Source organism: Syntrophotalea carbinolica DSM 2380 (genome assembly GCF_000012885.1).
GTDB lineage: Bacteria > Desulfobacterota > Desulfuromonadia > Desulfuromonadales > Syntrophotaleaceae > Syntrophotalea > Syntrophotalea carbinolica.
In genome coordinates, this window is the sequence record NC_007498.2 from 752769 (window position 1) to 777480 (window position 24712).

Genomic DNA, 24712 nt, shown 5'->3' on the forward strand with positions numbered 1-24712 from the left:
CGTGCACGCGAACCTGTATTTTTTTACTCTTTTTACAACGTATGGGTAGGACATGAACCATATCGGCATCGTCTTGCTATATTTGGTGTGTATCCTTGGCGGGATCTTCATCTATGTGCGCCTGCACAAGATGCACGGCCAGATTAAACGCCTGAAGAAAAGCCTGTCGGCTGAAGTCGCATCCCAAAACCGGGGTCTCTATGAACAACTGGAGTGCCTGATAGGGCTCTATCGGGAACTGGACATGCATAATAGCCTTCCCCTGATGCGCGGTTGGGCAGGTTCCCCCGATTTTTTGTGGCACCTTGCCCGTCATGCGCGCCGCTGCAGCCCGCGGGTTGTTGTGGAATGCGGCAGCGGGGTCAGTACGGTGGTTTTGGCCAGGTGCATGCAGCTGAACGGCGAGGGGCACGTCTACAGTATGGATCATGACCCCGTTTTTGCCGAAAAGACCCGCCGGGAAATCATCGCTCAGGGTCTGGAAGGGTGGGCAACGGTTCTTGATGCGCCGTTGCAGGCGTATGACCTCAGCGGCGATTCCTGGCTCTGGTACGCAAGTGGAGTTTTGCCGCAGGACATCGGCATCGATATGTTGGTCGTCGATGGGCCGCCGGACACAACGGGTGACCTTGCACGTTATCCGGCGGGACCGATATTGCTGCCCAGGTTAAACCGGGACGGGACGGTTTTCATGGATGACTATGCCCGCTCCGGCGAGTCGGCGGTCGCCCGGCGCTGGCGGCAAGAGTGGCCCGATTTCCAGTTTACCGACCTCAAGGCAGAAAAAGGGCTTTTGCATATGGCCCGGACCGTGCCGGAGGGGTAAGCTTCTGGCGATGTCTTTGCTAATCGTGTCCGGTCAGGCGATAGTAGGCGTGAGGGCGCAGCTTTTTAACGATTCTGCCGGTCAACGGGGCGAACCATATGCGTGCCGGTACGTGTACGACCGACAGCCCCAACTCTTCCTTGTAGCGGCATAATCCCGGCGCCTCCCTGGCGTGCAGGCCGTGAACGATTTCGCGAATCGATCCGGCCCGGCGGCAGATCTGCACCCATTCGAAAAACAGGCCGAGGCTGATGTTGGTGCGCAGATAGGCGGAGTGCAGAAACAGGTCGTCCACGTAGGCGGTTGCGCCGACCGCGTAACTTGTTATATATCCCCCGAGTTTTCCCTCTATCAACCCTCCAATCACCAAGCCACGCCCGGCATCATAATAGCGTTCGATCTCTTTGCGGTAGGCGGATCGGCCGGGAATCCTGCCATAACCGTTGCGGGCGTGGGCCGAGGAAAGTATGTCGTAGCCCTGCTCCAGCAGCAGGTCCGGCTTGTGCAATTCGACAATGCTAACCTGCTTGCGGAGATTACGCAGTTTGTTGCGACAGCGTGCGCTTCGGGTTTGCAATGTATAGTTCTTGATATCCGCCAACAAATGCAGCGGCATGCTGCCATTGGCCCCGTGGGCGTCGGTTTCGCCCAAAGAGGTGCGAAATCCCCAGCAAAGAGGGCTTGGACGGCTGGCTTCCGCCAGCTTCATTCTGGCCATGGGGTGGGTTGCGGAATAAAATCCGGGGTGCGTCGCCATCCAATAACGCCCATGGTGGCGGATGACTTTTGTTCCTCTTTGCATCAGCCAGGCGGCGAGTTCCTCTTCTGTCAGAATCGGCAGAGAGGTTTCTGATACATCCCGTGTATTTTGGGTGGCGATAACACTCATAGGGGCGGTATCCTCAATCCTTCCGGCTTCGAGCGAGACAGGTAAGGCCACGTTTTTTCGAATGCGGTGCACAAGGTACAAAAACAACGAATGCCTTGTGGTTTTTTTGCTGCCTCAGCCATCGGGCCGAAACATCATGTATAGAGATTTCTCGCCGAAATAGCCCAGCCAGCTGGCAAGTCCGAAAAGTTTAAAGCCATCCTCAAACAGGTGATAGTCGAGTACGAGAGTCTCCATTTTCGTGGCCATACAGTCCACCGCGACCGACAGAAAGAAAAACCCGAGGGCCAACGCCAGCAGCAGGAAATTGTTTTTGAAGATGATGTGCCGGAATGCTGTCAGGTACACAAGGACGATGGACACGTAACTCAGGTAGATATAGCGCTGTCGCCAGTGCAGATATTCCGGGAAAATCCTTTCATGCAGCAGGAATAGATCGTCCAACATGAGCATGCTGGTGAGCAGGCCGGAGAACAGGAAAAAGATGGCGGCGCTGTTTGCCCCGGTTTTCCGCAAGACAAAAAAGGAAAAGAAGCAAATGGCGGCCGATGCACACCACAGCAGGATGCAGATGTTCGACACGACCCCTAAAAACGGCGATGTATGGGTAATGTCGGCCGGATCCCTGGTAAACATGGCCAGAGGAATATCCATATGTACGCTTGCCAGCAGAACAGTCAGCAGTAGTACGCCCGCCGGTAGATACAGACAGAGCAATAATTTATAGGATATGCAGCGGTTAAGCGAGAAGAAGGTCATGACAGTCGTCGCTTTGCTAGAGGGTTTCGGTGGCCGATGGCCAACCGGTTGGTGCCGGGGTAGCGCTTTTTATCCGCCGGAGGGATCGGGGGTGCGGGTCGGTGGCAGATAACGTTCCTCGGCCTTTTTCAGTTCGTCGGTGTTTTGTAAACGGAAGACTTCCTTTACCGGGGTGATCTCTTTTTCGACCCCGAGCAGCGACTGTTGTTCATGAATTATGGCCGCGGTTTTCTGCATGGCGGCTACGCTCGAGCGCAGCAGCTGGTTGGCCCAGATCACCAGACTGATACCGGCCTCTTGAAATACCGAGGTCGGTGTCGTGTAATACTTGGTCGGGACCACAACGATGGGACAGGTATCCTGCCATTCGTTCATGAAGGCCAGGATCTCTTCCGCCGTCGACAGTTTGCTGTGGATCAACAAGGCATCCGCCCCCGCTTTATGGTAGGCTTCGGCGCGTTTGAGCGCTTCGCCCAGCCCCCATTTGGCAATGAAGGCTTCGATTCTTGCGATGACGCAAAAATCCTCATCCTGCTGGGTGTCTTTGGCTGCCTTGATTTTTCCGGCGAAAACATCGATAGCTTCCAATGGCTGACGGGCGTCGTCCAGCAACGAGTTGTTTTTCGGAAACAGCTTGTCCTCGATGCAGACGGCGCCGACCCCTCGCTGTTCCAGTTTACGCACCAACCTGCGCACATTGTTGAAATTGCCATAGCCGGTGTCGGCATCCAGCATGATCGGGATGCTGGATGCATCGCTCATGAACTCGACAACGTCCAGTACCTGGGTCCAGCTGGCTTCGTTGTTGTCCCGCACCCCTAGGGCAGCCGATATGGCCAGTCCGCTGCCCCAGATGCCTTTGAAACCAGCCTCTTCGACGATCTTGGCGCTTAAGCCGTTATGGGCTTCCATGAGGAATTGAACATCCGGCGAATGCAACAGAGATTTGAACTGGGACGTTTTTTTCTGCATGACAACCCTCCTTGGGGGACGGTTCACAGGGGGTGACCGGTTCCCGGTGCGCTGCCTCCGGGTGTTTGTTCTGCCGGGTCGAAATCGTCCATGATGTCGATGATTCTGCGGCCGATTTCACGCTGGGAATCGATGGTCATGGCGCCGATATGGGGCGTCAGAACAACATTCGGTAGATCGGCCAGGGGCGAAATCTGGTTTTCCCCTTCGGTTTGGTGCACGTCGAGGGCGGCACCGGCCAACCGGCCCTGGCGAAGTGCTTCGCTCAGGGCGGCCTCGTCGATGATGCCGCCTCTGGCCATATTCAGAACAAAACTTCCGGGTTTTACCATGGCCAGTTCGTCGTGGCCGATAAGGCCGCTGGTGGTGGTTTTGAGGGGTACGCATACGCAGAGATAATCGGCCGTCGACAGGACGGTGTTGAGGTCGGTCAGGTGGAGGCCCTTGGCTTCAAATTGAGCGGCGCGTTCTGGAGAGGGGTGTTCCACGCAACCCAGCACCTGCATTCCCCAGGCCAGGCCCATCTGTCCGAGCAGGGTGCCGATGTTGCCCAGGCCGACGATACCCAGCTGCTTGTTGACCAGCAGGTGTCCCCTCAATTGGTGTTTGGCCCACGTTCCTTTGCGAAGCAACTGATCTGCAACGAGAATCTGACGGGATAGCGCCAGCATCATGCCGAAGGCCAGTTCTGCCACCGCCCGGGCTCCCGGCTGCGGGATTCGCACCAGTTTCAGATCGTGGTTGCGCAGATAATCCAGATCGACGTTGTCGAGGCCGGATCCGGCCCGGATAAGTAGTTGCAGGTCGGGAGCGCAGGCCATGATCCCGGCGGTGATGTTCACGCCGCTTCGGAAAATCAAGGCTTCGCGATCGCGTATCAGATTTTTCAGGGCTGCTTCCGTTTCACCGACGCCCGACACCACATCATGGCGCTGACTCAAAATCTCCAGGGCTCCGGTATCGATTTTGCTGGCCAGCAGGATCTTCATTTTTCCTCCCCGATGGTTCGATCCGGATTTCGTTTGCCGCGTTCTTCCTTGTTGAAAAACAGGCGCGCTGCGCGCCACAGATCCCCCAGGAAGGGATACGGATCGGTCCAGGAAAAAATGGCGAAAGTCTTGGGTCCGCGTACCGATTTACGCCATTGGTTGAAAGTCAATTCTCCTTTGCGCCAGTAATAGAATGCCGACCTGAGATCCTGTCTGAGGTTGATCCATTTGACGCCACCGTAATGCTGAACCCGGTTGGACGGCAGGGGCCGGCCGAGGGCGTCGCAGTACATGGTGTAGAGCAACTCGACCCCACCGGCCTCGGCAATGGCCGATCTGCCGGTGGGACGGCCGATGTTCGGTTCAACGATGAAATACTCTCCTGTCCGCTGGTCGCGCTTGATCTCCAGATAGGCCAGTCCGTGAAATCCGACCGTCTGGAAAAGCCTTAGCGTCTCGGCAAGGACAACATCGTCGCGGCATTCCTCGCCCAGCGAACTCTGCCCCATGACCGGCGGCCATTGCCGGATTTTTCTCGCCACGAAGGATGCCAGAGGTTTTGTATTGGCATCGAAATAGGCATTGCATGAATACAGGTTGGCGTCGGGACCTTCGATCCAATTTTGCAGGATGAAGCATTCCGTGGCGGCTTTGTATTGCTCGTAGGTAGCTGTCAGCTGTTCCGCCGTGACGATTCTGAACGCTTTAAAAGGCGAGAGTTCGTTCCATTTGGCGGTCCTGTAATGGGGTTTGAGAACGCAGGGGAAGACAACCTTTCGGGCGGCGCTATCCAGCTCTTGACGGTTATGAATGAACCATGTGTCGGGTACGCGAAATCCTGCTTCCCGGGCAAAAGCGTAAAACTGCAATTTGTCCATCAGCATTTCGACCACTTCCGCTGGCGGTAAACACATGTGGAACCACTGGGATAATTGGCGGCGATTTTGCGAGATGAGCAATACGTCCGCATCGGTACCGGGGAACAACACGGCTTTTTCTGCCAGCTGCCGACCTATAACGATCAGATCTTCAATCAGGTTGTTGTCGGTACAGACGACCTGGTGACAGCAGTTGGTTAAGTTATAAGGATGATTTTTGTTGGTGGATACCGCGATAACCGGTAGGTGATGACGCTTCGCAAGTATTCGGGCCGCTTGAATGCCTTGCATGTATTCAAGGCCGGTAACCACGGCGAAGGGGTTGTTGTCTGCAGTAGCATGCATACCCGGAATCCTTCGTCAAGCGGATGAATAAGTCGGCATCAGGACAGGCTGTTTTAACGGCCGGTACCTCGTTCTTATAAAAAACCATATCCTTGTTGGAATTAAAGTCAAGCTCACCCCGCAGGAGCGGGGAAGCCCTGTCGATAAGGCTAGATGCCGGTGATAGTTGCTGGCCGGGGATATAAAAATCCAGCGAACTGATATACTGTTTATCTACTGTCCGGCCGGAGTTTCCGGTCGGGCACGATCTGCCTTCCGGATAAAGGAGGTGTCTGCATGACTGAAAATGGAATCAGGACAAAAGGTTCGCGAGAGGTGGATATTCGAAAGCTTCCTGCTCAGGATGTTTACGGTGGCAAGCGGCCCTACTATTGGAGCTGGTATCGTACCGTTTTCGATGAGTCTGACTCCGTGTGCAGGATGCAGAAGGAGTTCCCCAACGGTTGACAGGATGCGGGTGTTTGAATGGATCCGCCATACAACCGGGGTAAACCTGAGATTTTGACTTGCAAATAACAGGTCGGCTGGTTACGCTACTTCAGTCTGTGCGTAAACCCCATTCCCGATGCGGTACCCCCCGAGGTATGAACTCCGGAGCGGTGGCCGTAACCGATGCCATGTCCGTACCTGAACCCCACATACTCGAACCGGCTCGTTGCGCCGACATGATTCGACGTTCCCGCTGCGTGGTGACCCTGTCCGGTGCGGGGATCTCCACGGCGGCGGGCATCCCGGACTTTCGAGGGCCGCAGGGGCTCTATGTGACCCGACGATACGATCCCGAGAAGGTTTTCGATATCGACTGGTTTCATCGGGAGCCTCGGTATTTCTACGAATTCACACGGGATTTTGTGAGTACGGTCAAGGCTATCCGGCCGACCTTTACCCACCGGTTCCTGGCCGGCCTGGAAAAAGCCGGGGGGTTGGCGGGGCTCATCACTCAGAATATCGACATGCTTCACCAGTTGGCCGGCAGCCGCAAGGTCATCGACCTTCACGGTTCGTACCGTTCCGCGCAATGCCTCTTTTGTGGCAAAAGCTATGAGGCGCTTTCCTATACCTGGTGGGAACGGGCCATGTCCACCAGTTCCAAGCCTCCTCTGGCTTATTGCAGTGCCTGCAACAGTGTGCTTAAGCCCGATATTGTCTTTTTCGGTGAGATGGTACACGCTTTTGAAGCCGCCGAGCAGCTAATCGCCCAGTGCGATCTGTTGCTGGTACTGGGCTCCTCCCTTAAAGTTACTCCGGCCTCGTTACTCCCGTATCATACCCAAGCAACAACAGTCGTCGTGAATCGGGGGGCGGTGATGCTGCCTCCCGCACCTCACCGGTTTTTTGTCGATGGCGATCTCGACGTTTATTTCAGGGCGGTTGCAAAGCACCTGGATATAACGGTGCCGGGATCGACCGCATCCGATTGAACGTCGGCTATTTGATGCCGAAGGTGACGCGATGCCCTTCCCCCGGAACCTTGGGCGGTTCAATGCTGATGCGGCTTTCCAGCTCCGGGTGCAGGGCGACGAATGCTGCGCGCAGGTGGCGGGCCCTTTCCAGCGCCAGCTGTTCAAGGGTGTTGTCGTCCCTGGGATAATGGTCGCGGATGGCCTCCATCATTTCCTGCGGGGGCAATTTACGAATCATACCAATCAGATTTTTCGGTTTGTCAAAAGGCTGTTCGGCATACACGTCAAACAGCAGGTCCTCGTATTCGTCGGCATCCACTTCGGGACCGACCGGCAGTTCCTGCGGTTTGATCCGGTCACGTTCCTGCTTGGGCAGGTCGGCGTGCTTGATTTCCTGCATGCGCCGCCGCACATAGGCCTCTGCCAGCAATGCACGATCTTCCTCATCGGCCTGGGGGATGAGTAGCAGATCGATTTTTGGCCGCGACAGCAACATCTCGGCGACGGCCGGTACCGCTTTGGCGTCTTTGGCGAGCAGCCTTCCTTCTCCCGGATCGAAAGCGACAAATTCCAGTCCCTCTTCGCCGGCTCCCATAAGATTGCCGAGGAATACGAACGGCGAGGTCACCGCTTTTAAAAGCAGGTTGGCGATAACCTTGAACACCAGGCCGCCGACGCTGAAACTCGGATCGTCGAGGTCGCCGCGCACCGGCAGGGTAAGATGGATGTTGCCGGCAGGATCCTGAAGCAGGCTGACTCCCAGTTTGACCGGCAGATTGGGGGCGTCGGGAGCCTCAACCTTGTCGCCCAGTTCCAGTCCGTCGAGCTGGATGCTGTGGGTGGAATCGAGCTTGCCCTGTGCGATGGAAATCTTGCTGTCGAGGGTGAACATCCCCTTTTGCAGCGGATAGGCGATGAAACGTTCCGACATGGGAGAGAGCGCCGTCAAATCAAGGGTTTTAAGTTGTGCCTGGAGCTCGGTGGCGGCGTCTGCGCGAAGGGGGTTTATAGATCCTTCTCCCTGGATCGGCGCGTCGTCCAGTTCGCCGGCAAAGCTGATTTTGGCGAGGCTGTCCGGGGTGTTTTCCACTGCTTCGACGGTCACCGCCAACTTGTCGAGCCGGTTGATGACGGCGGGCTGGTAGCGTTCGTCCCGCATCACCAGGTTGGCATCGCTGATCTGCAATCCGCCGATCCCCAGGGTCACATCTGTCTGCGCTTCTTTTTTAGTTTGGGATGGCGGGGAGGAAGTTGTCGTTCCGGCGGCGTTGTCGGCTGTCTGGCCAAACAGGCGTGCCAGGTTGTTCACGCCATCGTCGCCCACAATCAGATTGATATGCGGGCGGACCAATGTTATCGGGCCGGTGGTATAGCGTTGCCGCCCGGGTTGGATGTCGAGATCCTGAATCCGCAGGGAGCGCAGGGCGGCGAACTCCTGTTTGCCGTCGAGCACCGACAAGGACTCCATAGCAGCCTGCCCCCGGATCCGCAGTCGATTTTTACCGGTATCTTTCAGGTCGGTCCGCAAGCTCAGGGTCAGGGTGCCGGCGCCAAGCCGCAGGGCCGGGTTGACCTGCCCCAGCAGGGGCGAGAACGGTTTGAGATTGAGTTTGGCGGTGCGAACGCGCAGGTTCATGGCGAGGGGGGCAAGGGTCCCCTTGCCGTCGATGCGTAACGTTCCCCCCTGTTTTTCCCGCCCGCTGAGGGCGATGTCCAGGGGAGGATTGGTGGCCGAGTCGTAGCCGGTTATGCTGCCGGTGAGTTTATGAAAAACCGCCGTCGAGGTTTGTCGCGGTCCCTCAAGGCCGATGCTGATCTGTCCGTCCACAAGTTTCAGTTCCGCCAGCTGCGTCTGCCAGGGCTTGCCCGGCTCTGGCGTCGCCGTTCCGGTATTTCGGGGCGCTGCGGGCGGTCGCAACTGCAAAAGGTCGATGGTCCCCTGACGGTCCCGGCGAAGACCCAGCTCAGGTTTTTCAAGCAGCAGTTGTTTCGCTACCAGGCGATGCTGCGGCATATCCACGGTTACCCCCGTAAGAGCCAGGGCTCCCATCCGGAAGAAGTCCTTGCCGGTGTCGTTGCGCTTTACAGATATCTCCTGCAAATGCGCCTCCCCCTCTTTGAATAACAGAGCCGGGCCCTCCTGGTTCGCGGTTATTTCCAGGCGGCCGCCAGCAGAGAATATGCCCTTTTGAAGGGTGACCGGGATACCGCTTGCCGCAATGTACGGTTGAAAATCGGGTGTCGACAGACCGTCGAGCTGCAACAGCAGATCCCCCTGCAGAGGATCCGGCAGGAGCGTGCCCTGCAGCGACAGGTGGGCCGTTCGGTTGAGGGTCAGATCGGCCTGAAGCTCGGCGGGATCGCTGCCGGGCAGATCCAGGTCGGTGAGTGTTACGGCGATGTGTTCCGCTTCGGCTTTGAACCCGCCCTTGACTTTTTGGTCCTGCCAAAGCAGGCGGGCGTCGCGAAGCTCAAAGCGTTTCAGGTGCAGCGGCAGGTGGGGTTGCTGTGGGGTGTCCTGCGGCGGGACCTCTTGGGCCGCGTTTTTTTTCAGCCAGGTCTGCCAGTCGAGCCGGCCGTCCTTCAGCAGTGTCAGGTGGGCTTGCAGGCCCTGCACATCCACCTTCTTCAAGGTCATTCCCTCGGAAGTATTGAGCGCCCCATCCAGTTCGACGTTCAGGCGGGGCAGGCGCAGCGCCTCTTCGCCGTCTGGCGCCAGCACCTCGAGGCCGGCCAGTGTCAGCTGACCGCTCAGGCCCAGCCGGATGCCGGTTTCAGGCTGTTGGCGCATGCTGAAGATAAGGTCCGTGCTGAATTGGCCGTCATTGAGGATGGCACTGGTGAAGGGTTGCACATAGGGTTGGAAACGGACCAGATCCAGGTTGTCGAGGCGGATGTCGAATTCGGTATGCAGTTGTTCGGCAAAGGGTGCCAGGCGTCCATCCACTCGCAGCGGCCGTCCGTTGATGACCGCTTCCAGGTAAGGGGTGATGGCACGCTCGCGATGGCGTTTGAGGGTGGAGGTGAAGGGTACGTAAAATCCCAGATCGGCCACCGTATGTTCCGTTACGCGGATGTCGTCGCGAAAATGGATCAGACCGCCGGTAATCTCCAGATCGGTGAGCATGACGCCGAACAGATTCCACTCTTTTTGAGTTGTATCGGATGTCTGTGGTTGTGACGTTTCGTCAGGCGATGCTTTCTGCAAGGCCTGGCCCAGGTCGGCCAGGGAGAGACTGCCATCCGGGCGCAATCTCATCTCCAGGTGCGGATCGGTTAACTTCAGGTCGCTCAGAACGGGGGCAAATCTATAGATGCCGGCTGGGCTGACGCGTATTTCGAAACGTTCCAGGCTGAAACATTCTTCCCCGTCAGGGAGCGGTACCCGCAGCTTGTCCGCCGTCAAACGCAGGGTAAAGGGGTTGAAACGCACTTTTCCCAGCGAGCAGGCACTGCCGAGTTTTTCAGAAAGCTGATTCTCGGCCACGTGGCGAATGATCGGCGGCAGGATCAGGCCCGCCACCACCGCCCACAGGGCGATGAATCCGGCTGTCCAGAGGGCGATACGCCTAATGTCCTGTTTTTTTTCGCTGATAAATACTGCGAGACGACTGATCATATCTGTATCCTTCGGATATATCGCATAGCATAGGTTGCAGACGCAGTTGAAGTCTATGGAAGAGATGTAACAGGGCGGTTCCAAAGGGAACGAAGTCAGAAAGCAGGATGGGGTGCACGGTTCCCTGTCTTCCTTGCCCATGAAAAAAGGAACGCCGATTGCGGCCCATGGGGCGCCTGAATTTTCAGGAACGGGTCTTATCCCGGTATAAGCGGCAGCGCAGTTGGAACAGGTCATCCACTTCCGCCAGGCCTTCATCGAAAAGATTGAGGGCCTCCTTCGCGCGTTCCGGCGAGTCGGTTCCTTCCAGTGAATCCAACGGGGTGTGCAGACCCGCGACCTTGTCGAGTAAAATCAGGTCGGCATCCAGTATCCTTTCCTCGTCCTGCCGGGAAAGGCCTTTCGTTTTTTTCTCCTCAATGTCCGTCGGGGACAATTCTGTTTTGACATAGGCCAGAGTTTTCAGCGAATAGCCGAAGTTTTCAGCCAACGGATCGTGCTCCGGCCGATTGACCATGATATCGGCCAGGCGGTCGCTCACCTTTTCCAATGCGTCGGCGAGGTGTTTGCGCAACTGCCAGTCGGCCTGCGCGCAGCGGTGGGAATCGTATCCTGCAAAGCCGGCAATCTTTTGTTCAAGTTTCGTTTTTTTTAATGCGAAATCAGGTTTCATGGACGCAGGCTCCTTCCTCGGCGATCGCCCGGATTCGAAATATCCCGGGCGATAATGGGGACTGTGAAATCCATATGCTTTTAGAAAGCAGGCAACCGGGACTTTGCCTTAAACGATAGCAGGGTAGGAAAGACTGTGAAGCTGAAGAGGTGAATTTATCGGAAAATAGCTGCGCAACGGTGGGGCATGGCGCCCCTGCATCCGACAGCCCATCCGCTAAATGGTTATGTCCGGCCGATAAGGGCAGAATTTTCATGCCGCGAGACGCTTTAAAACATAGCGGTGGAACAACAGAACCGATTTTTTCCTGATTTCTTGGCCTCGTACATGGCGTCGTCGGCGAGGTGGAGCAATTCGCTATAGGACGCCACGTTATGGTTGCTATAGGTCGAGGTACCTATGCTGACCGTGACATGTTCCCCTTTGAGTTGTTGAATGGAAAGCTCCCGGATCATCACCAGGAGTCTTTCCGCCAGTTCGTTTGCGGCAACACCGCCGGTGTTGGGGAGGCATATGGCGAACTCTTCACCGCCATAACGTGCGGAGATGTCACTTTTACGGATAACCTGGCTGATGAGTCGGGCAATTTGCCGTAGCACCATGTCGCCGGCGAGGTGCCCATAGCGGTCATTGATATTTTTGAAATTGTCGATATCCAAAAAGATACAGGACAAATCCAGATTGTAGCGCTGCGCCCTGGAAAACTCGTCCTCCAGCCGTGAATGATAATGCTGATGATTATACAGTTTCGTCAGACTGTCCCGTACGGATAAATCCTCGAGCAGCTTCTTGTTCGTCTCCATGGACTCAAAAATAATCGCATTCTCAAGGGCGTTTCCCGATATGCTGGCGATGACCTGACACAACTTGAAAATTCTGTCGGTGATGCCCCCTTTTTGCAGGCATGCGGTTCGCAGGAAAAAGGTCCCGATCACGTTTTGCTTCTTGATAATCGGCACGACGAAAACCGCATTGTCCGACAAAGCCTCGATGTGTTTTTTGACCGGTTTCATAAGGGCGCTATTGGTGATATCTTGCAAAACGACGGGGCGCTGGGTTTCCAGCGCTTTTTCGATTTCCGGATATTTCTTCAAATCGAGCTTGATTTCCTGATTTTCCGGCAGATCGCTGCTGGCCAATACCAGCAATTCACCGAAGTCATTGATCCCGATAATAGAACATCGTGAGACGTCGATTGTTTTGATCAGTCTTTCAACGATGATGGAGAGAATCCTTCTGGGGTTTCTGGTAACGGAAATGGTCTCCGTTAACTCCAGCAACATGAGTAAATCGTTTTTCCGGAGATCCGAATAATAATTTTGAGTGCGGAGATGGATTTCGATTCTTGATAAAAGATCATTTCGATTGAATGGCTTGGTCAGGTAGTCGTCTGCGCCGGAATGCAGACCATTAACAATAGCCTCCTTATGTTCACTCGAAAATAACAGTATCAATGGGACGTTTTTTAATCCTTTGGATCTTTTGAGTTTTAAACATAAATTGGGACTGTTTTCGCCTATGATATCCATATCCAGGATAACCAGGTCCGGATGATGGTGGTCGATTTGTTCAAGCGCTTCTTTTTCATTTTTTGATTCTATGACAAGATATTCAGAATCCAGGAAGTTCTTTAATTCAATCCGGGAAAAATCCTGTTGATCAATGATGAGGATTTTCTTCATGGTAATCTCGCTGCTCCTCTGTGCAACAAAATGATAAGAGATCTGCCCGCCCTGTGAGCTTTCTTACGGGCAATTGACAGAGATTCTTTTCCTGCGTTCAAAAATTATGTGTTCCACCGGTTTGGCTGTGAGCTTGGCTCGGAAACAGGTAATTGCCAAAATTATTTCAAGAATGAGAAAAATAATGAGGGAATATAAAATGGGAATACTATAGCATAGGATGCGAAGTGCAACCAGAATTCCCGGTGCTTCAGGCTGTCGTTTGCCGGTATTCAAGGAAACACGATAATCAGACCATCGGCCAGCCTGAACTCTTCTTCGCAGGTGAAACAGGTTGAACTGATTTATTTTGGGTGTCAGGTTCGGGGCTCAGAACATTCAGGATGCATCGTTTTGTAACCCTCCCTAAAATAGAACCGGCAATTTTTAGAGTTTTCCGGCATAATCAAGCCCTCAAGGGGGGGGGCGGCAGAAGCGGAAAATTCTATTTATCGGTGGTCCTGAAAGAGTTGGTTTTACATACATCTTTTAGGTGATTTACCCTTGTTGTCAATTTTTATGCTTGGCGTGAGAAACGCCGGAAAAATGTAAAATGGAGGAGTGTTGTCATGAGAGTTAACTTGAGTATCGCCTTTCTGGCGCTTCTGGTGGCCATGATGCCTTTGACGGTCGGCGCGGATCAAAACGGGAAAGCAACATCGGAGGGAAGCCCGCCAGGTACGGTGGGCGGTTTGAAGGCGAATACCGCGTCTGCTCATCCGGAATTTCTGTTCGGGGGCGATATCCGGCTACGTGAAGTCTATCTTGACAATATTCCCTACTCCAACGGCGGTGAAGCGCGAGGTGGCGTGAATCATTTTCAGCGTTATCGGACCCGTCTTTGGGGGGAATACCATCTGAACGAAAAATTCATGTTAAGAGCCCGCCTCGTCAATGAATTCCGTACTTATCCGGAGGCGGATAACCATGTCTGGAACTCCGTAGACGAGATTTTATTCGACCACCTGTTTTTCGACTGGAAATGGAATGATTGGACTCTTCGCGTCGGGCGTCAGGATCTGTTCTACGGAACAGGGAAACTGATCCTTGAAGGAACGCCGAAAGATGGTTCCAGAACGCTTTATTTCGATGCCGTGAAATTGACTTATTCCGGTTTTGCAGACACAACGGTCGATTTTCTTTATATAAACACCCACGCGAAGGATCCGATCGTCATGCACTCCGAAGACCGCGACATTGTCGGTTTCGCAGGTGGAAATGATTATGACGGTACGGAGTCGGGCGGCGGTGTTTATGTTAAGAACAAATCCATCGAAAAGCTTCCGTTTGAGGCGTATTATCTCGTTAAGACCCATGAACAGGATGTCGCTTTTCTTAACAACAATGACCGCCATACCGTTGGTGCCCGCCTGATGCCGGTCTTCAGCAATCATCTCAAAGGCAATCTTGAGGCAGCCTATCAGGTAGGCAATGACATCTCAGCGTTTATGGTCGACGCCAAGGCTGTCTTGTCCATAGAATCCCTTGCCGCGCAGAAAGCACGTATGGGGCTGGGCTGGTACTATCTTTCCGGCGATGATCCCGAAACGTCCGAGGATGAGGGCTGGAATCCTCTCTGGGCGCGTTATCCGCAATACAGCGAATTATATGTATATGCCTTTGATACCGACGGTGCAGGTCGCTGGTCCAACGTGAATATGCCCTATATCGATTTTTCAATTTCACCCATTGAAAAACTGAAAATGGAACTCCTGCTCGGATACATGTGGGCACCTGAGGACAACGGTGCGGGTGGCGGGAATGATCGCGGTTTGCTTTTTACCTGGAAAAACCGCTTTACCCTCAAGGAAAAACTGTTTACTGCAAAAGACAAACTTTCAGGACATCTTTGGTTTGAACTTCTGGATCCCGGGAATTACTATACGGACGAACAACAGGACCATACGGCCTTGTTCCTTCGTGCCGAACTGAGTTATTCTTTCTGACGATGATATGCAAAAGCGGCGGATCTGTTTTTCCCAGGTGTGGAAACAACGGTTCCGTCGCTTTTTTTCAGCAAGCTGGCTGGGAAGGACATCCAAGGCAAAGACCCAATACGACTGAAGAAATCGCTTTCCCGTAAATTCGGGCAATCAAATTCCGGTTTATCGATAACGCCGGGCCAGCCTTAACCCGCAAGGTTTTGAATAAAGGGGGCAAGGGCAGCGCCAAAGCAAAAGACCCCAGGGCCGGAAAAACCGGGCACCTGGGGTCTCTGAGAGTATGAGCTGCTTGTAGAAAGCCCCAACCACCTGGAGATAAAGGGGTTGGGGCTTGTTGTTCGACAAAACCTGAAAAGGTGTCGGTCAGAAGGGTTATATATGGCTATAAAATGTAAACTAAGAATTTTTTCTAGAGTTGCTGCCACTTACAACCATTTAGGACTGTCCTTTAGTTATATTTGTTAACTTTAAGCGAAAAACAGGGCCAAAAATAGCTTGCCAGGAAAAGCCAGCCAATCACCAACCACGGCCGAAGTCGTCGGTCTCACCCACCCGATTGATGGGCCGATAAGGATTCCCGTACCAATGCCCAGCACCATTCCGATCAGCACCTGGAGCCACAGGCGCCCATGAACCAGAGTTTGCAGATAGTCGGCCAGAAATTTGAGCGATCGGGGATGCAGAAGTTCGAGGGGATGGGCGGTTTCCGGTGAGGGCTGCATGGCGAGTCTCCTTTAGGGCAAAATTAATTATGCTCTGGGTGTCCAGTCAGGAAATGCCTTTCGATGAATAATGGGAAACTCAGAGCGGCCATACTAAAAGCAGCATAGGTACGCTGACCGCTACTACAATGATCTCCAAAACCAAGCCCATCCGCCAATAATCACCAAACTTGAAACCACCGGGCCCCAGTATCAGCGTATTATTTTGATGGCCAATGGGAGTCAGAAAGGCACAGGATGCCCCTACCGCGATAGCCATTAGAAAGGTGTCCGCATTGACTCCGAGTTGATTGGAGGTGCTGATGGCGATCGGGCACATAACCGCCGCTGTAGCAGCGTTGTTCATAAGGTCAGACATGAACATGGTCACCACCAACAGCATTACCAGCCCAAAGACAGCATCTCCTCGGGCCACATCCTCCAGCAAAACACGTGCAATCAAATCGGCCGTACCGGTGGTTTCCATGGCCTCGGCAACCGGCAGCATCGCAGCTAACAGCACGATAACTGGCCAATCGATGGCCGTATAAATCGAACGCGCCGGTACTAGCCCGATGACGATATAAACCAGTGCGCCGGCTGCGAACGAAATTGCTGTAGGCATCAAACCGAAGGCAGCACAAGCTAAGGAAAGGACCATAACAAGTGCTGCGGTAAGGGCCTTTCCTGTTTTCGGCACCCGGATGTCGCGCTTGGCCAGTGGCAGGCAGCCGAATTGTGTGGCGAAGCCTGTCAGCGCCTCAGGAGCGCCATCCATCAACAGGACGTCGCCAGGTTTGATGACTGTGGACCGCAATCGCTTGATTGAACGTCGCCCCTGGCGCGATATGGCCAACAGGTTGATGTGGTATCGGGTGCGCAACCTTATGTCGGTAGCGGAACGGTTAACCAGCGGCGAGTTCAGCATCACGACGAGTTCCTGAACAACCATCTCTTCCCGTTTGGGTTTTGTTTTTTTCTTCTCTTGCGGTTGCTTGCTTTCCAAATACTCTTGTTTGCCCGGTTTTTCCGTTTTGCCATTTCTTTTCTCTTCGGGTTCCTCGTCGGTTTCTGAAACGTCCTCTTCAAGCTTGAAGCCCATGGCTGAAAGCGTTGAGGCCAGGGTTTCCGGATCGACCTCGATGACAAGAATATCGTTTTCCCGCAACACCCGCCTGGAATCCGGGGCAGAAATACGAACATCGCCGCGTATCATTCCGATGATCTGGGCATCCGATTCTTCGAGCATTAGGTCCACTTCGCCCAGAGTCTTGCCAACAGATTTACTGTCTGCGAGGATTCTGACCTCGCTCAGGTAATTGCCCGATTCGAAGCCGGTGGTATCGACTTGTTCGCGCGCTGGCACCATCCGCCAGCCCACCAAGGCCACAAAGACAACGCCTAAAACCGCGACGGCAACACCGACTGGAGTAAAATCGAATATGGCGAAGGGTCCCATGTCTGTCGTTGCACGAAACCCGGAGACAACCAGGTTGGGAGGGGTCCCGATTAGAGTTGTCATGCCGCCCAGAATGGAACCAAAAGCCAACGGCATAAGGATCTGCCCTGGCTTCAGGCTCTGTTTGTTCGCCATCTGAATGGCAATGGGCATCAGCAACGCCAGGGCGCCGACATTGTTCATGAAACAAGACAATAAAGCGGCCAGGCCAACCAACACCAGAATGCTTACTGTCGGACCGGTCGATTTTGGCAGTAGTCGCTGCGCTAGCATATCGACAGCTCCGGTGATCTGAAGACCGTAACCGAGCACCAAAACGCAAGCGACCGTGATTACCGCAGGATGCCCTAGGCCCGAAAAAGCCATGTTTTCGGGCACAAGCCCAGTGAATACGCAAGCCAGCAGCGCTGCCACGCCTACCATGTCATGCCGCCATCGCCCCCAAAGGAATATGGCCATCGTTGCCGCCAGCACCACAATAATTACAACTTGATCATTTGTCATAATCGCCCATGTCCCAAATTCGATGAATGCAGTAAAAAACAAGAAACATTAAAGGACCCAGAAACAAGCCGGTAGGCTTATGTTAGATGAAGCAGGGAAAGACACGGCAGTAGATTTAAAAAACGTCCTTGATGGTCAACTTTAAACCTTCGTAGGCAGTTCCTTCCATTCTTGAAAGAATCTGATTGAACGGCATCGGGAATTTTGAGCCTATCACGAAGAGTTGGCACCAAATCGAGCGTAACTTATGTCAGGAAGACCTGCCTAAAGCCTAACTCAGTCTCCACTACAGTCAAAAAGATATATTAAGCCATAGCAATGGAAGCATCGGGGCAGCATGGTAAAATTAAGATCATAATTTTAAAGCGAAATCGCTTGTAAAAACATCACCCAAAATTCTGTTCCGCAGAGATTGCCACAACGAGCGCATTACCAAGTGGCCCTTTTCATAAAACGATCGAGGCCGTTGCGCAGTGTGCCTAAAGGAGGAAACTCATGCCATGGCAGCCGGAATTCTGGGAAAAAACCCTGAGTCGAATGCTTGCCGATCTGATAAACTGGCTTCCGGCCTTGGGGGCGGTATTGCTCCTGCTCATCATAGGCTGGGTGGTGGCTCGCCTGGCACAAGCCATTTTGACCGGAGTTCTGCGCCGTCTGCGCTTTGACCGTCTTGGGGAGAGATCGGGGGCGGCTACGGTGCTGCGCAGTCTGGGGATGGATCCCTCTGCCTCCCTTCTGGTCGCCCGACTGATTTTTTGGCTGGTTCTGCTGGTGTTTCTTCTGACGGCGGCCGAAACCTTGAACATACGCGGCCTGACGAGCGCCTTGGAGAGCCTCATCGCTTACCTGCCCCGATTGCTAGCAGCCGGCCTGATTCTTCTGTTAGGAGCGATGGCGTCACGGTTGGCAGGCAAGGCCATGGACTCCTTGGCGGGACAATCCGGCATCAGGGGCGGACTGGCCTTCGGCTTGGCGGGTCGTTACCTTATTCTGACTTTTGCCGTAGTTTTGGCCCTGGGGCAGCTTGGGTTGGATACGACACTGCTTATAGTCACGGCTACCGTCCTGCTTGCCTCGGCTGCCCTGGCCTTAACTGTGGCTTTTGGCTTGGGGAGCCGTGATTTGGCGCGCAACATAATGGCCGGTTTGTACGTCCGGGAGGAGTTCACCATCGGCCTGAAACTTGAAGTCGGTGACTTTCTGGGCCGTCTGAAAAGTATCGGTCCAAGTAAATCGGTACTGGAAACCGAGTCCGGCCTGGTCTCTCTTCCCAATTCCCTACTGATCGAGATGGCTGTTACCATCATCTCAGAGGAGAGGACGGTCGAGTGATCGAGAAACACGTCTCTGCAGTCGATTATGTCGAGGGTCGGCTGGCACCCGACGAACAGAAGGAGGCCGATGACCATTTGGCCATCTGCGCCCGGTGTCGTGAACAAGTAGCGGCGGTACGCGCTAAACGAGGCCAAAGTATTCCCTCAACGTTGCGTCGTTTCACCGGCCGGATGCTGGTGGGCGGGATGACCCTCCTCGAACCACTAGTGCGTCGCCTGCCTTTCGCGCCCCAGCCTGACAAAGAGAATGCGGATACTGCACTCGCCCCGGTCCGGGTACTGACCCCCCGCGCAAAGACAGGCCTGGGCCAGGTGACGGCACTGATCGGTCGTTTCGGGCTGGTGCTGCTCATCACCTTCGGAGTGCTGTTGCTCCCCGTTCCGCCGACCCTTTCAGTGCAGGGACACCGTGCCTTGGCAGCCTTTGCCTTTACCGCTGCGATCCTCGCCCTCGAACCGGTATCTCTGCCCATCGCCGCGCTAATGGTGCCCCTGGCCCAGGTGGCCTTGGGGGTAGCGACCACTCCCCAAGTTTTTGAAACCTTTTCCCGGCCCGTGGTGTTTCTCATCCTTGGCAGCCTCTTCATGGCTGAAGCCTTGCGCAAACACGGCCTGACTCGCCGGCTAGCCCTACTGGTAATTGTCCGTTCGGGCGGTGGAGTGAAGATGATGCTGCTGGGCCTCATGACTCTGGCGGCCCTGTTTTCCATGTGGATAGTGAACACCGCCACGACTGCAATGCTCATCCCGGTGGCCATGACTATCTCCAGTCAGGTCGAAGATCCGGACGATGCCCGTGGTTTATTGGTGTTGCTGGTGTTGGGCCTGGCTTACAGTGCCAGCCTTGGCGGCATGGCAACGATCACAGGGGCTGCTCCAAACGCAGTGGCTTCCAGTTTCCTGGCACAGATTGGTCGTTGGACCTTTCTCCACTGGATGAAGTATGGCCTGCCGGCTTTTCTGGTGATCTTTCCACTTACCTGGTGGATACTGCTCAAACTGGTCAAGGTTCCGGTCCAGCGTCTTGATGTGGAGCCGGCTCGTCAGCAGGTGCTGGCCATGGGCCCGATGAGTCGCACAGAGCGGGAAATTCTTCTTTTGCTTGCTGCGGCGGCAATACTATGGATCGGCGGGCCTTCTATCGAAGCGGTATTAGGTCTTCCATCAACCTTGCTTTCCGCTGCCATGGTCGCGGTAATTGCTGTCTCCTATCTGGCGATTCGCGAGATTATCAATTGGGAAGACCTTAAGGGGGTGAGTTGGGGAATCTTTCTTATCATCGGTGCCGGTCTTTCCTTAGGGGAGACCCTGGTTCGCAACGGTGTCACTGACTGGTTTGCCTCTCTATTCAGCCCGGTATTTTCAAATTCCCCCATGTTGGTAAGCCTGTTATTGATGGTTTTTGTTTCGGCGCTGCTGACTAATCTTCTAAATAATACCACCATCACAGCCGTGCTCGTCCCTATCCTCATAACCCTGGCGCTAAATAATCCCTCCTTGAATGCAGTACAATTAGTCCTCCCCATCACTATGGCCACAACCTTCGGCTATTCACTCCCATCGGCATCGGGACGCATGGCATTAATCGCTGCTACCGGCATTATCAGTCGCATCGAGATGATGCGATATGGCCTTATTCTCACTCTGGTCAGCTCCATGGTACTCACCTTGTTTTTCTATGCCTTGGCATTGTTGAACTGGATCTAGAAGGAGAAACGACGATGCGAATTCTGGTCATCGGTGCCGGCCGTACCGGTGCAAAAGTTATTCAGCAATTGAAAAAAAATCCGGGCATCGAGATTTTGATCGCCGATCCGCGTCAACAGCTCTATGCTGTGGACGAAGGCATCATCGAGAAAGTTGATATTCATGAGGCCCTGACGCCCATGACGTTGCAGCATGTATTGAAGCAGACTGTTCCGGACATGGTGTTGCTGGCAATGCCGACTGAGGACATGGGGCTGGGAAAAGCGCCAGGCATAGACATACTTGCAGAGGCCTTACGGGAAGAGCTTGCCGCTCTGGCCAAAGTACCTGTGATAGAAGTGGCGCGAGCGGCCCGCTGCTAATGGAAAATTATCAGGCGGTTTCGGCACACGATATCCTTTCACTTTCCATTCCGGCGTTACTTCTACCTAAAGGTTGCCCGCCCCCCTGCGTGAATTCAGGTTTGCGCTTTATTGAGGCAATGATTTGGCAAATTACCAAGTTGGGCTGAGGGAATAAAGGCTTGAAGTATGAAGTAACGACCAAATTCAGGATTGGGGGGGGCTGTAAAAATCGAAGATATGACGGCAAGCCTGTTCGGCGCTGTCAACAAAAGAAAACAGTTGCAGATCCTCGGCAGAGATCATGCCTTCTTCAGCAAGGGCATTAAAATTGATCACACGCTCCCAATAGGACCTGCCAAAAAGCAAGACGGGAACCGGTTTGATTTTTTTTGTCTGAATCAGGGTCAGTGTTTCAAATAACTCATCGAGCGTGCCGTAACCTCCGGGAAATGCGACAAGGGCCTTTGCCCGCATGAGGAAATGCATTTTGCGAATGGCAAAATAGTGGAACTGAAAGCAGAGCTCAGGGGTGATATAGGGATTGGGTTCCTGCTCCATCGGCAGAACGATGTTGAGGCCGATATTCTCGGCACCGACATCGTAGGCACCGCGATTGGCCGCTTCCATGATTCCCGCGCCACCGCCCGTAATGACGATCAGCTCGCAGCCGATTTGACTTTGGCACTCCTTGGACAGAAGTGCGGTAAAGCGACGAGCCTCCTCATAGTATCGAGCATTCTCGCAGGCCCGTTCAGCTGCAGCAAGTTCGGTTAACAGCTCCTCTTCATCCGGTGCAGCCGCTAATGCCTTGCGCACCCTTTTCAGGCGTTCTTCAGCTTTTTCCGGATCCATGGTTCTGGCGCTGCCAAACACCACCACAGTACTGTCGATGCCAACATCCTGTTGAATCAGTTCTGGCTTTAAAAGTTCAAGCTGAAGGCGAACCGGGCGCAACTCATCGCGCAGCAGGAAATCATCGTCGTGATAGGCCAGCAGGTAGGACGGCGATTCTGTTTGCGGCGAAGGCACGCAGAGTTTGGCCGCTTCAGCATCTTCGGCGGCATTTGGGAAAGGCCGTTGTTTGCTATGGTTCGGCATCTGTCTATTTTCTCCTTGCTGACAGGCAATAACCTGGTATTTCCGTTGTAGTATCTGAACACCGAAAGCTCCGGAAGTGTCTCAAGATCTGTATCAATTGTTTTAGGTTGCCGCTTCAGTTCATACGTTGAATGATTGCAGGGGCTCCGGAATTACCACGTTGTCGAGGGCCAGCTCTGTTTGGAGGGCCTGCCGCAGACTACTGGAAGCGTCCTCTTCGCCATGAACTATGAACGTGTGCTCCGGCTTCTTTTCCATAACCCGCACAAATTCCAGGAGCCCGTCCCGGTCAGCGTGGCCAGAGAAGCCGGTAAAAATTTCCACGTTGGCTTTCACCTGGTATTCCTCACCGTAAATACCAACGGACGGCTTCTTTTCTACAATATATCGGCCTAGAGTATTCGGTGCCTGCCAACCGGTCAGGAGGATGGTGTTTCGGGAGTTCCCGATACGGTTTCGAAGATGATGGAGGATGCGCCCCCCCTCCAGCATGCCACTGGCGCTAATAATTATCGCTGGGATTTTGAGGCTGTTGAGAGCTTTGGACTCCTCCACCGTTTTGGTGTATTGGAGACGCCCGAAACCAAAGGGGTTTTTATCTTCGTCCGTTAGCAGAAATTCCCGGATCTCGGCATCGAAATCCTCCAGATGAAGGCGGAAGATGTCGGTGACCCGGGTTGCTAATGGGCTGTCGACGAAGATCGGCAGGTCGGGAATCCGCCCAGCGTTGTGGAGTTTGTGCAAAGCGTAGACGAGTTGTTGAGTCCGACCGACGGCAAAGGCCGGGATCAAAAGCGAGCCACCACGAGTGACGGTCTCATTGACGATGCGTTCCAGCTCCTCTTCAGACTCAAGATAAGGAGGATGCAGTCGGTTGCCGTAGGTGCTCTCCATGATGAGAATATCGGCACCGTCGCCGATCGGCACGGGATCGCGGATGATGGGGATCCCCGGTCTTCCTATATCGCCGCTGAACACGAGCCGTCGGTTTCGGCCGGTTTCTTGATCGTCGATGTCGAGGATTACGTGAGCGCTGCCCAGCATATGTCCGGCATCAACAAAAGTGACATAGACACCGGGAAAGAGACGGTGCCGCCGCTCGTAGCCGATACCTACAAACTGTTTCATGGCCTTAGTTACGTCTGCTCTGGTGTAGAGAGGTTCGAAAAGACGCTGGCCCTTTTTTTTGCGCCGGCGGTTGACAAACTCTACATCTTTCTCCTGGATAAATGCACTGTCCATAAGCATGACTTCGCATAGGTCTCGTGTTGCCGCGGTGCAGAAGATTTCGCCAGCAAAGCCGTTCTTAACGAAACAGGGGATGCGTCCGGAATGATCGATGTGTGCGTGGGAGAGAACCAGGCAATCGATCTCTTTGCCTTGGCAAAATTCGCTGCGATTTCGTTCGAACGATTCCTTTCTCTTGCCCTGAAACAAGCCGCAGTCGAGCAAGATTTTTTTGCCATTGACTTCCAGTAAATGCTGGGAGCCGGTGACCGTCTGAACGGCGCCGTGAAAGGTGATTTTCATTTTTCCCCTCTATCAGAAACACTGCAGAGCGTTTCACAAATCTTTTCTTTATCAATAACAATGATCTGAACTTTCTGCCAAATTTTATCATTGTCTAGTAAGTTGTCTAATCAGGGCTCATCCTTTTAAACTTTCACAGGAAAGTAAGTGAGCGAGTGAAAAGATAGAAGAGTAACCGGTGTCAGCCTCCTTGAGAATGGCAACGATCTGCGTTTCCGTGAATCGTGATTTTTTCATAAGAGCCTACTGGTCGTAGTGTGCCAGAAAGTTCTGCTTTTGCCATGTCTGTCATTTGGGGAAGCTTAGGTTTCCATTTTGACAAAAGAAAAAGGCTGCAAGATCAATGTCTTGCAGCCTTTGTTTACATTTTTTGTAGGCACCTATCCTAAAACGGAATATCGTCGTCCGGATTGAACGGGGGCTCTTCGTACTGATTTTGCTGGGGTTGGTTGTTGCTTGCCGGGCGTTCCTGGCGTTCCGGATGCGGTTCGCGACGTTGATAGCCGCCACCTCCACCGCTGTTGTCGTCGCCGGGACGACCGAGCATCTGCATCTGGTCGGCGACGATTTCGGTGATGTAGCGCCGGTTGCCGTCGCGATCCTCGTAGGAGCGGGTCTGGATTTTGCCCTCGATATAAACCTGCCGGCCTTTGCTCAGATATTTGCCGCAGATTTCGGCCAGTTGCCGCCACGCAACGATATTGTGCCACTCGGTTTTTTCCTGGCTGTTGCCGTCGCGATCCTTGTAACGCTCTGTTGTCGCCAGCGAAAAGTTGGCAACGGCAGTGCCGGACGCCGTGTAGCGCAGTTCGGGATCTTTGCCGAGATTGCCGACCAGAATGACTTTGTTAACCGACATGAGCTATAGCCTCCATGAGTATTTGTTTATCTTTGTGTTCTGTTCACGCGAGTCTAACGGAAATACGTGGGGGTGTAAAGGACTCTTTGCCCCGTTTTATCCATGGTGCGACGCCGTAAAAACGTCCATGGCCTATGATTCCATCCCTGCCGGTCGCGT

At 53.9% G+C, this 24712-nt stretch carries 20 protein-coding genes; 7 read left to right on the top strand and 13 right to left on the bottom strand.

What is annotated here, in order from left to right:
- Nucleotides 1-52 precede the first annotated feature (52 nt).
- Nucleotides 53-826, top strand: coding sequence for a class I SAM-dependent methyltransferase (locus PCAR_RS03875; RefSeq protein ID WP_011340325.1), 774 nt, complete (start codon nucleotides 53-55; stop codon nucleotides 824-826).
- A gap of 19 nt (nucleotides 827-845) precedes the next feature.
- Here the strand turns inward: PCAR_RS03875 and PCAR_RS03880 are convergent, their stop codons facing one another.
- From PCAR_RS03880 to PCAR_RS03900, 5 genes are all read right to left on the bottom strand, one after another.
- On the bottom strand, nucleotides 846-1715 hold the full coding sequence (locus tag PCAR_RS03880; protein ID WP_011340326.1) for a hypothetical protein: 870 nt from the start codon (nucleotides 1713-1715) through the stop codon (nucleotides 846-848).
- A 114-nt stretch (nucleotides 1716-1829) separates the two neighbouring features.
- The gene (locus PCAR_RS03885) at nucleotides 1830-2474 is read right to left on the bottom strand and encodes a hypothetical protein (RefSeq protein WP_011340327.1); all 645 of its coding nucleotides are present in this window, start codon (nucleotides 2472-2474) and stop codon (nucleotides 1830-1832) included.
- A gap of 69 nt (nucleotides 2475-2543) precedes the next feature.
- Entirely contained in the window at nucleotides 2544-3446 is a 903-nt protein-coding gene (aepX, locus tag PCAR_RS03890) for a phosphoenolpyruvate mutase (protein ID WP_011340328.1), read from the bottom strand.
- Between the two features lie 23 nt (nucleotides 3447-3469).
- Entirely contained in the window at nucleotides 3470-4435 is a 966-nt protein-coding gene (locus PCAR_RS03895; protein ID WP_011340329.1) for a 3-phosphoglycerate dehydrogenase, read from the bottom strand.
- Nucleotides 4432-5658, bottom strand: a complete 1227-nt coding sequence (locus PCAR_RS03900) for a carboxylate--amine ligase (protein WP_011340330.1) — start codon at nucleotides 5656-5658, stop codon at nucleotides 4432-4434. The genes PCAR_RS03895 and PCAR_RS03900 overlap by 4 nt, the downstream gene beginning before the upstream one ends.
- Before the next feature lie 276 nt (nucleotides 5659-5934).
- Between PCAR_RS03900 and PCAR_RS18755 the strand changes: the two genes are divergently transcribed.
- Together PCAR_RS18755 and PCAR_RS03905 are read left to right on the top strand one after the other, a co-directional pair.
- Nucleotides 5935-6105: a hypothetical protein gene (locus PCAR_RS18755; protein ID WP_158447397.1), complete on the top strand. Its 171-nt coding sequence runs from the start codon at nucleotides 5935-5937 to the stop codon at nucleotides 6103-6105.
- Between the two features lie 137 nt (nucleotides 6106-6242).
- The gene (locus tag PCAR_RS03905; RefSeq protein WP_011340332.1) at nucleotides 6243-7079 is read left to right on the top strand and encodes an SIR2 family NAD-dependent protein deacylase; all 837 of its coding nucleotides are present in this window, start codon (nucleotides 6243-6245) and stop codon (nucleotides 7077-7079) included.
- Nucleotides 7080-7086: 7 nt separating this feature from the next.
- Here PCAR_RS03905 and PCAR_RS03910 read toward each other — a convergent pair whose 3' ends face one another.
- From PCAR_RS03910 to PCAR_RS03920, 3 genes are all read right to left on the bottom strand, one after another.
- Entirely contained in the window at nucleotides 7087-10680 is a 3594-nt protein-coding gene (locus PCAR_RS03910; protein WP_011340333.1) for a DUF748 domain-containing protein, read from the bottom strand.
- Between the two features lie 184 nt (nucleotides 10681-10864).
- Nucleotides 10865-11353 (bottom strand): hypothetical protein, encoded by a 489-nt coding sequence (locus PCAR_RS03915; protein WP_011340334.1) that lies wholly within the window; start codon nucleotides 11351-11353, stop codon nucleotides 10865-10867.
- Nucleotides 11354-11622: 269 nt separating this feature from the next.
- Nucleotides 11623-13035, bottom strand: a complete 1413-nt coding sequence (locus PCAR_RS03920; protein WP_011340335.1) for a GGDEF domain-containing response regulator — start codon at nucleotides 13033-13035, stop codon at nucleotides 11623-11625.
- A gap of 608 nt (nucleotides 13036-13643) precedes the next feature.
- Here PCAR_RS03920 and PCAR_RS03925 point away from each other — a divergent pair.
- Nucleotides 13644-15020, top strand: coding sequence for an alginate export family protein (locus PCAR_RS03925; RefSeq protein WP_011340337.1), 1377 nt, complete (start codon nucleotides 13644-13646; stop codon nucleotides 15018-15020).
- A gap of 464 nt (nucleotides 15021-15484) precedes the next feature.
- Here PCAR_RS03925 and PCAR_RS03930 read toward each other — a convergent pair whose 3' ends face one another.
- Both PCAR_RS03930 and PCAR_RS03935 read right to left on the bottom strand, forming a co-directional pair.
- Nucleotides 15485-15739 carry a hypothetical protein gene (locus tag PCAR_RS03930; protein WP_011340338.1) on the bottom strand — a complete coding sequence of 85 codons (255 nt, stop codon included), beginning with the start codon at nucleotides 15737-15739 and terminating at the stop codon, nucleotides 15485-15487.
- A 79-nt stretch (nucleotides 15740-15818) separates the two neighbouring features.
- Nucleotides 15819-17681 carry an SLC13 family permease gene (locus PCAR_RS03935; protein WP_011340339.1) on the bottom strand — a complete coding sequence of 621 codons (1863 nt, stop codon included), beginning with the start codon at nucleotides 17679-17681 and terminating at the stop codon, nucleotides 15819-15821.
- Nucleotides 17682-18176: 495 nt separating this feature from the next.
- Here PCAR_RS03935 and PCAR_RS03940 point away from each other — a divergent pair, with 495 nt between their 5' ends.
- Genes PCAR_RS03940 through PCAR_RS03950 form a run of 3 tightly spaced genes read left to right on the top strand, consistent with a single transcriptional unit; the run spans nucleotide 18177 to nucleotide 21084 of the window.
- Nucleotides 18177-19013 carry a mechanosensitive ion channel family protein gene (locus PCAR_RS03940; RefSeq protein WP_011340340.1) on the top strand — a complete coding sequence of 279 codons (837 nt, stop codon included), beginning with the start codon at nucleotides 18177-18179 and terminating at the stop codon, nucleotides 19011-19013.
- A complete protein-coding gene (locus tag PCAR_RS03945) occupies nucleotides 19010-20722 on the top strand; it encodes a DASS family sodium-coupled anion symporter (protein ID WP_011340341.1) in 1713 nt (570 codons plus the stop codon). Before PCAR_RS03940 ends, PCAR_RS03945 begins: the two co-directional genes overlap by 4 nt.
- A 14-nt stretch (nucleotides 20723-20736) precedes the next feature.
- On the top strand, nucleotides 20737-21084 hold the full coding sequence (locus PCAR_RS03950) for a nucleoside-diphosphate sugar epimerase/dehydratase (RefSeq protein WP_011340342.1): 348 nt from the start codon (nucleotides 20737-20739) through the stop codon (nucleotides 21082-21084).
- Nucleotides 21085-21270: 186 nt separating this feature from the next.
- Here PCAR_RS03950 and PCAR_RS03955 read toward each other — a convergent pair whose 3' ends face one another.
- The 3 genes from PCAR_RS03955 to PCAR_RS03965 all read right to left on the bottom strand — a co-directional run bounded on the left by PCAR_RS03955 (nucleotide 21271) and on the right by PCAR_RS03965 (nucleotide 24553).
- Nucleotides 21271-22164: a TIGR00730 family Rossman fold protein gene (locus tag PCAR_RS03955; RefSeq protein ID WP_011340343.1), complete on the bottom strand. Its 894-nt coding sequence runs from the start codon at nucleotides 22162-22164 to the stop codon at nucleotides 21271-21273.
- A gap of 120 nt (nucleotides 22165-22284) precedes the next feature.
- A complete protein-coding gene (locus PCAR_RS03960; protein WP_011340344.1) occupies nucleotides 22285-23694 on the bottom strand; it encodes an MBL fold metallo-hydrolase RNA specificity domain-containing protein in 1410 nt (469 codons plus the stop codon).
- 385 nt (nucleotides 23695-24079) lie between these two features.
- Nucleotides 24080-24553 carry a single-stranded DNA-binding protein gene (locus tag PCAR_RS03965; protein ID WP_011340345.1) on the bottom strand — a complete coding sequence of 158 codons (474 nt, stop codon included), beginning with the start codon at nucleotides 24551-24553 and terminating at the stop codon, nucleotides 24080-24082.
- Nucleotides 24554-24712: the final 159 nt, after the last annotated feature.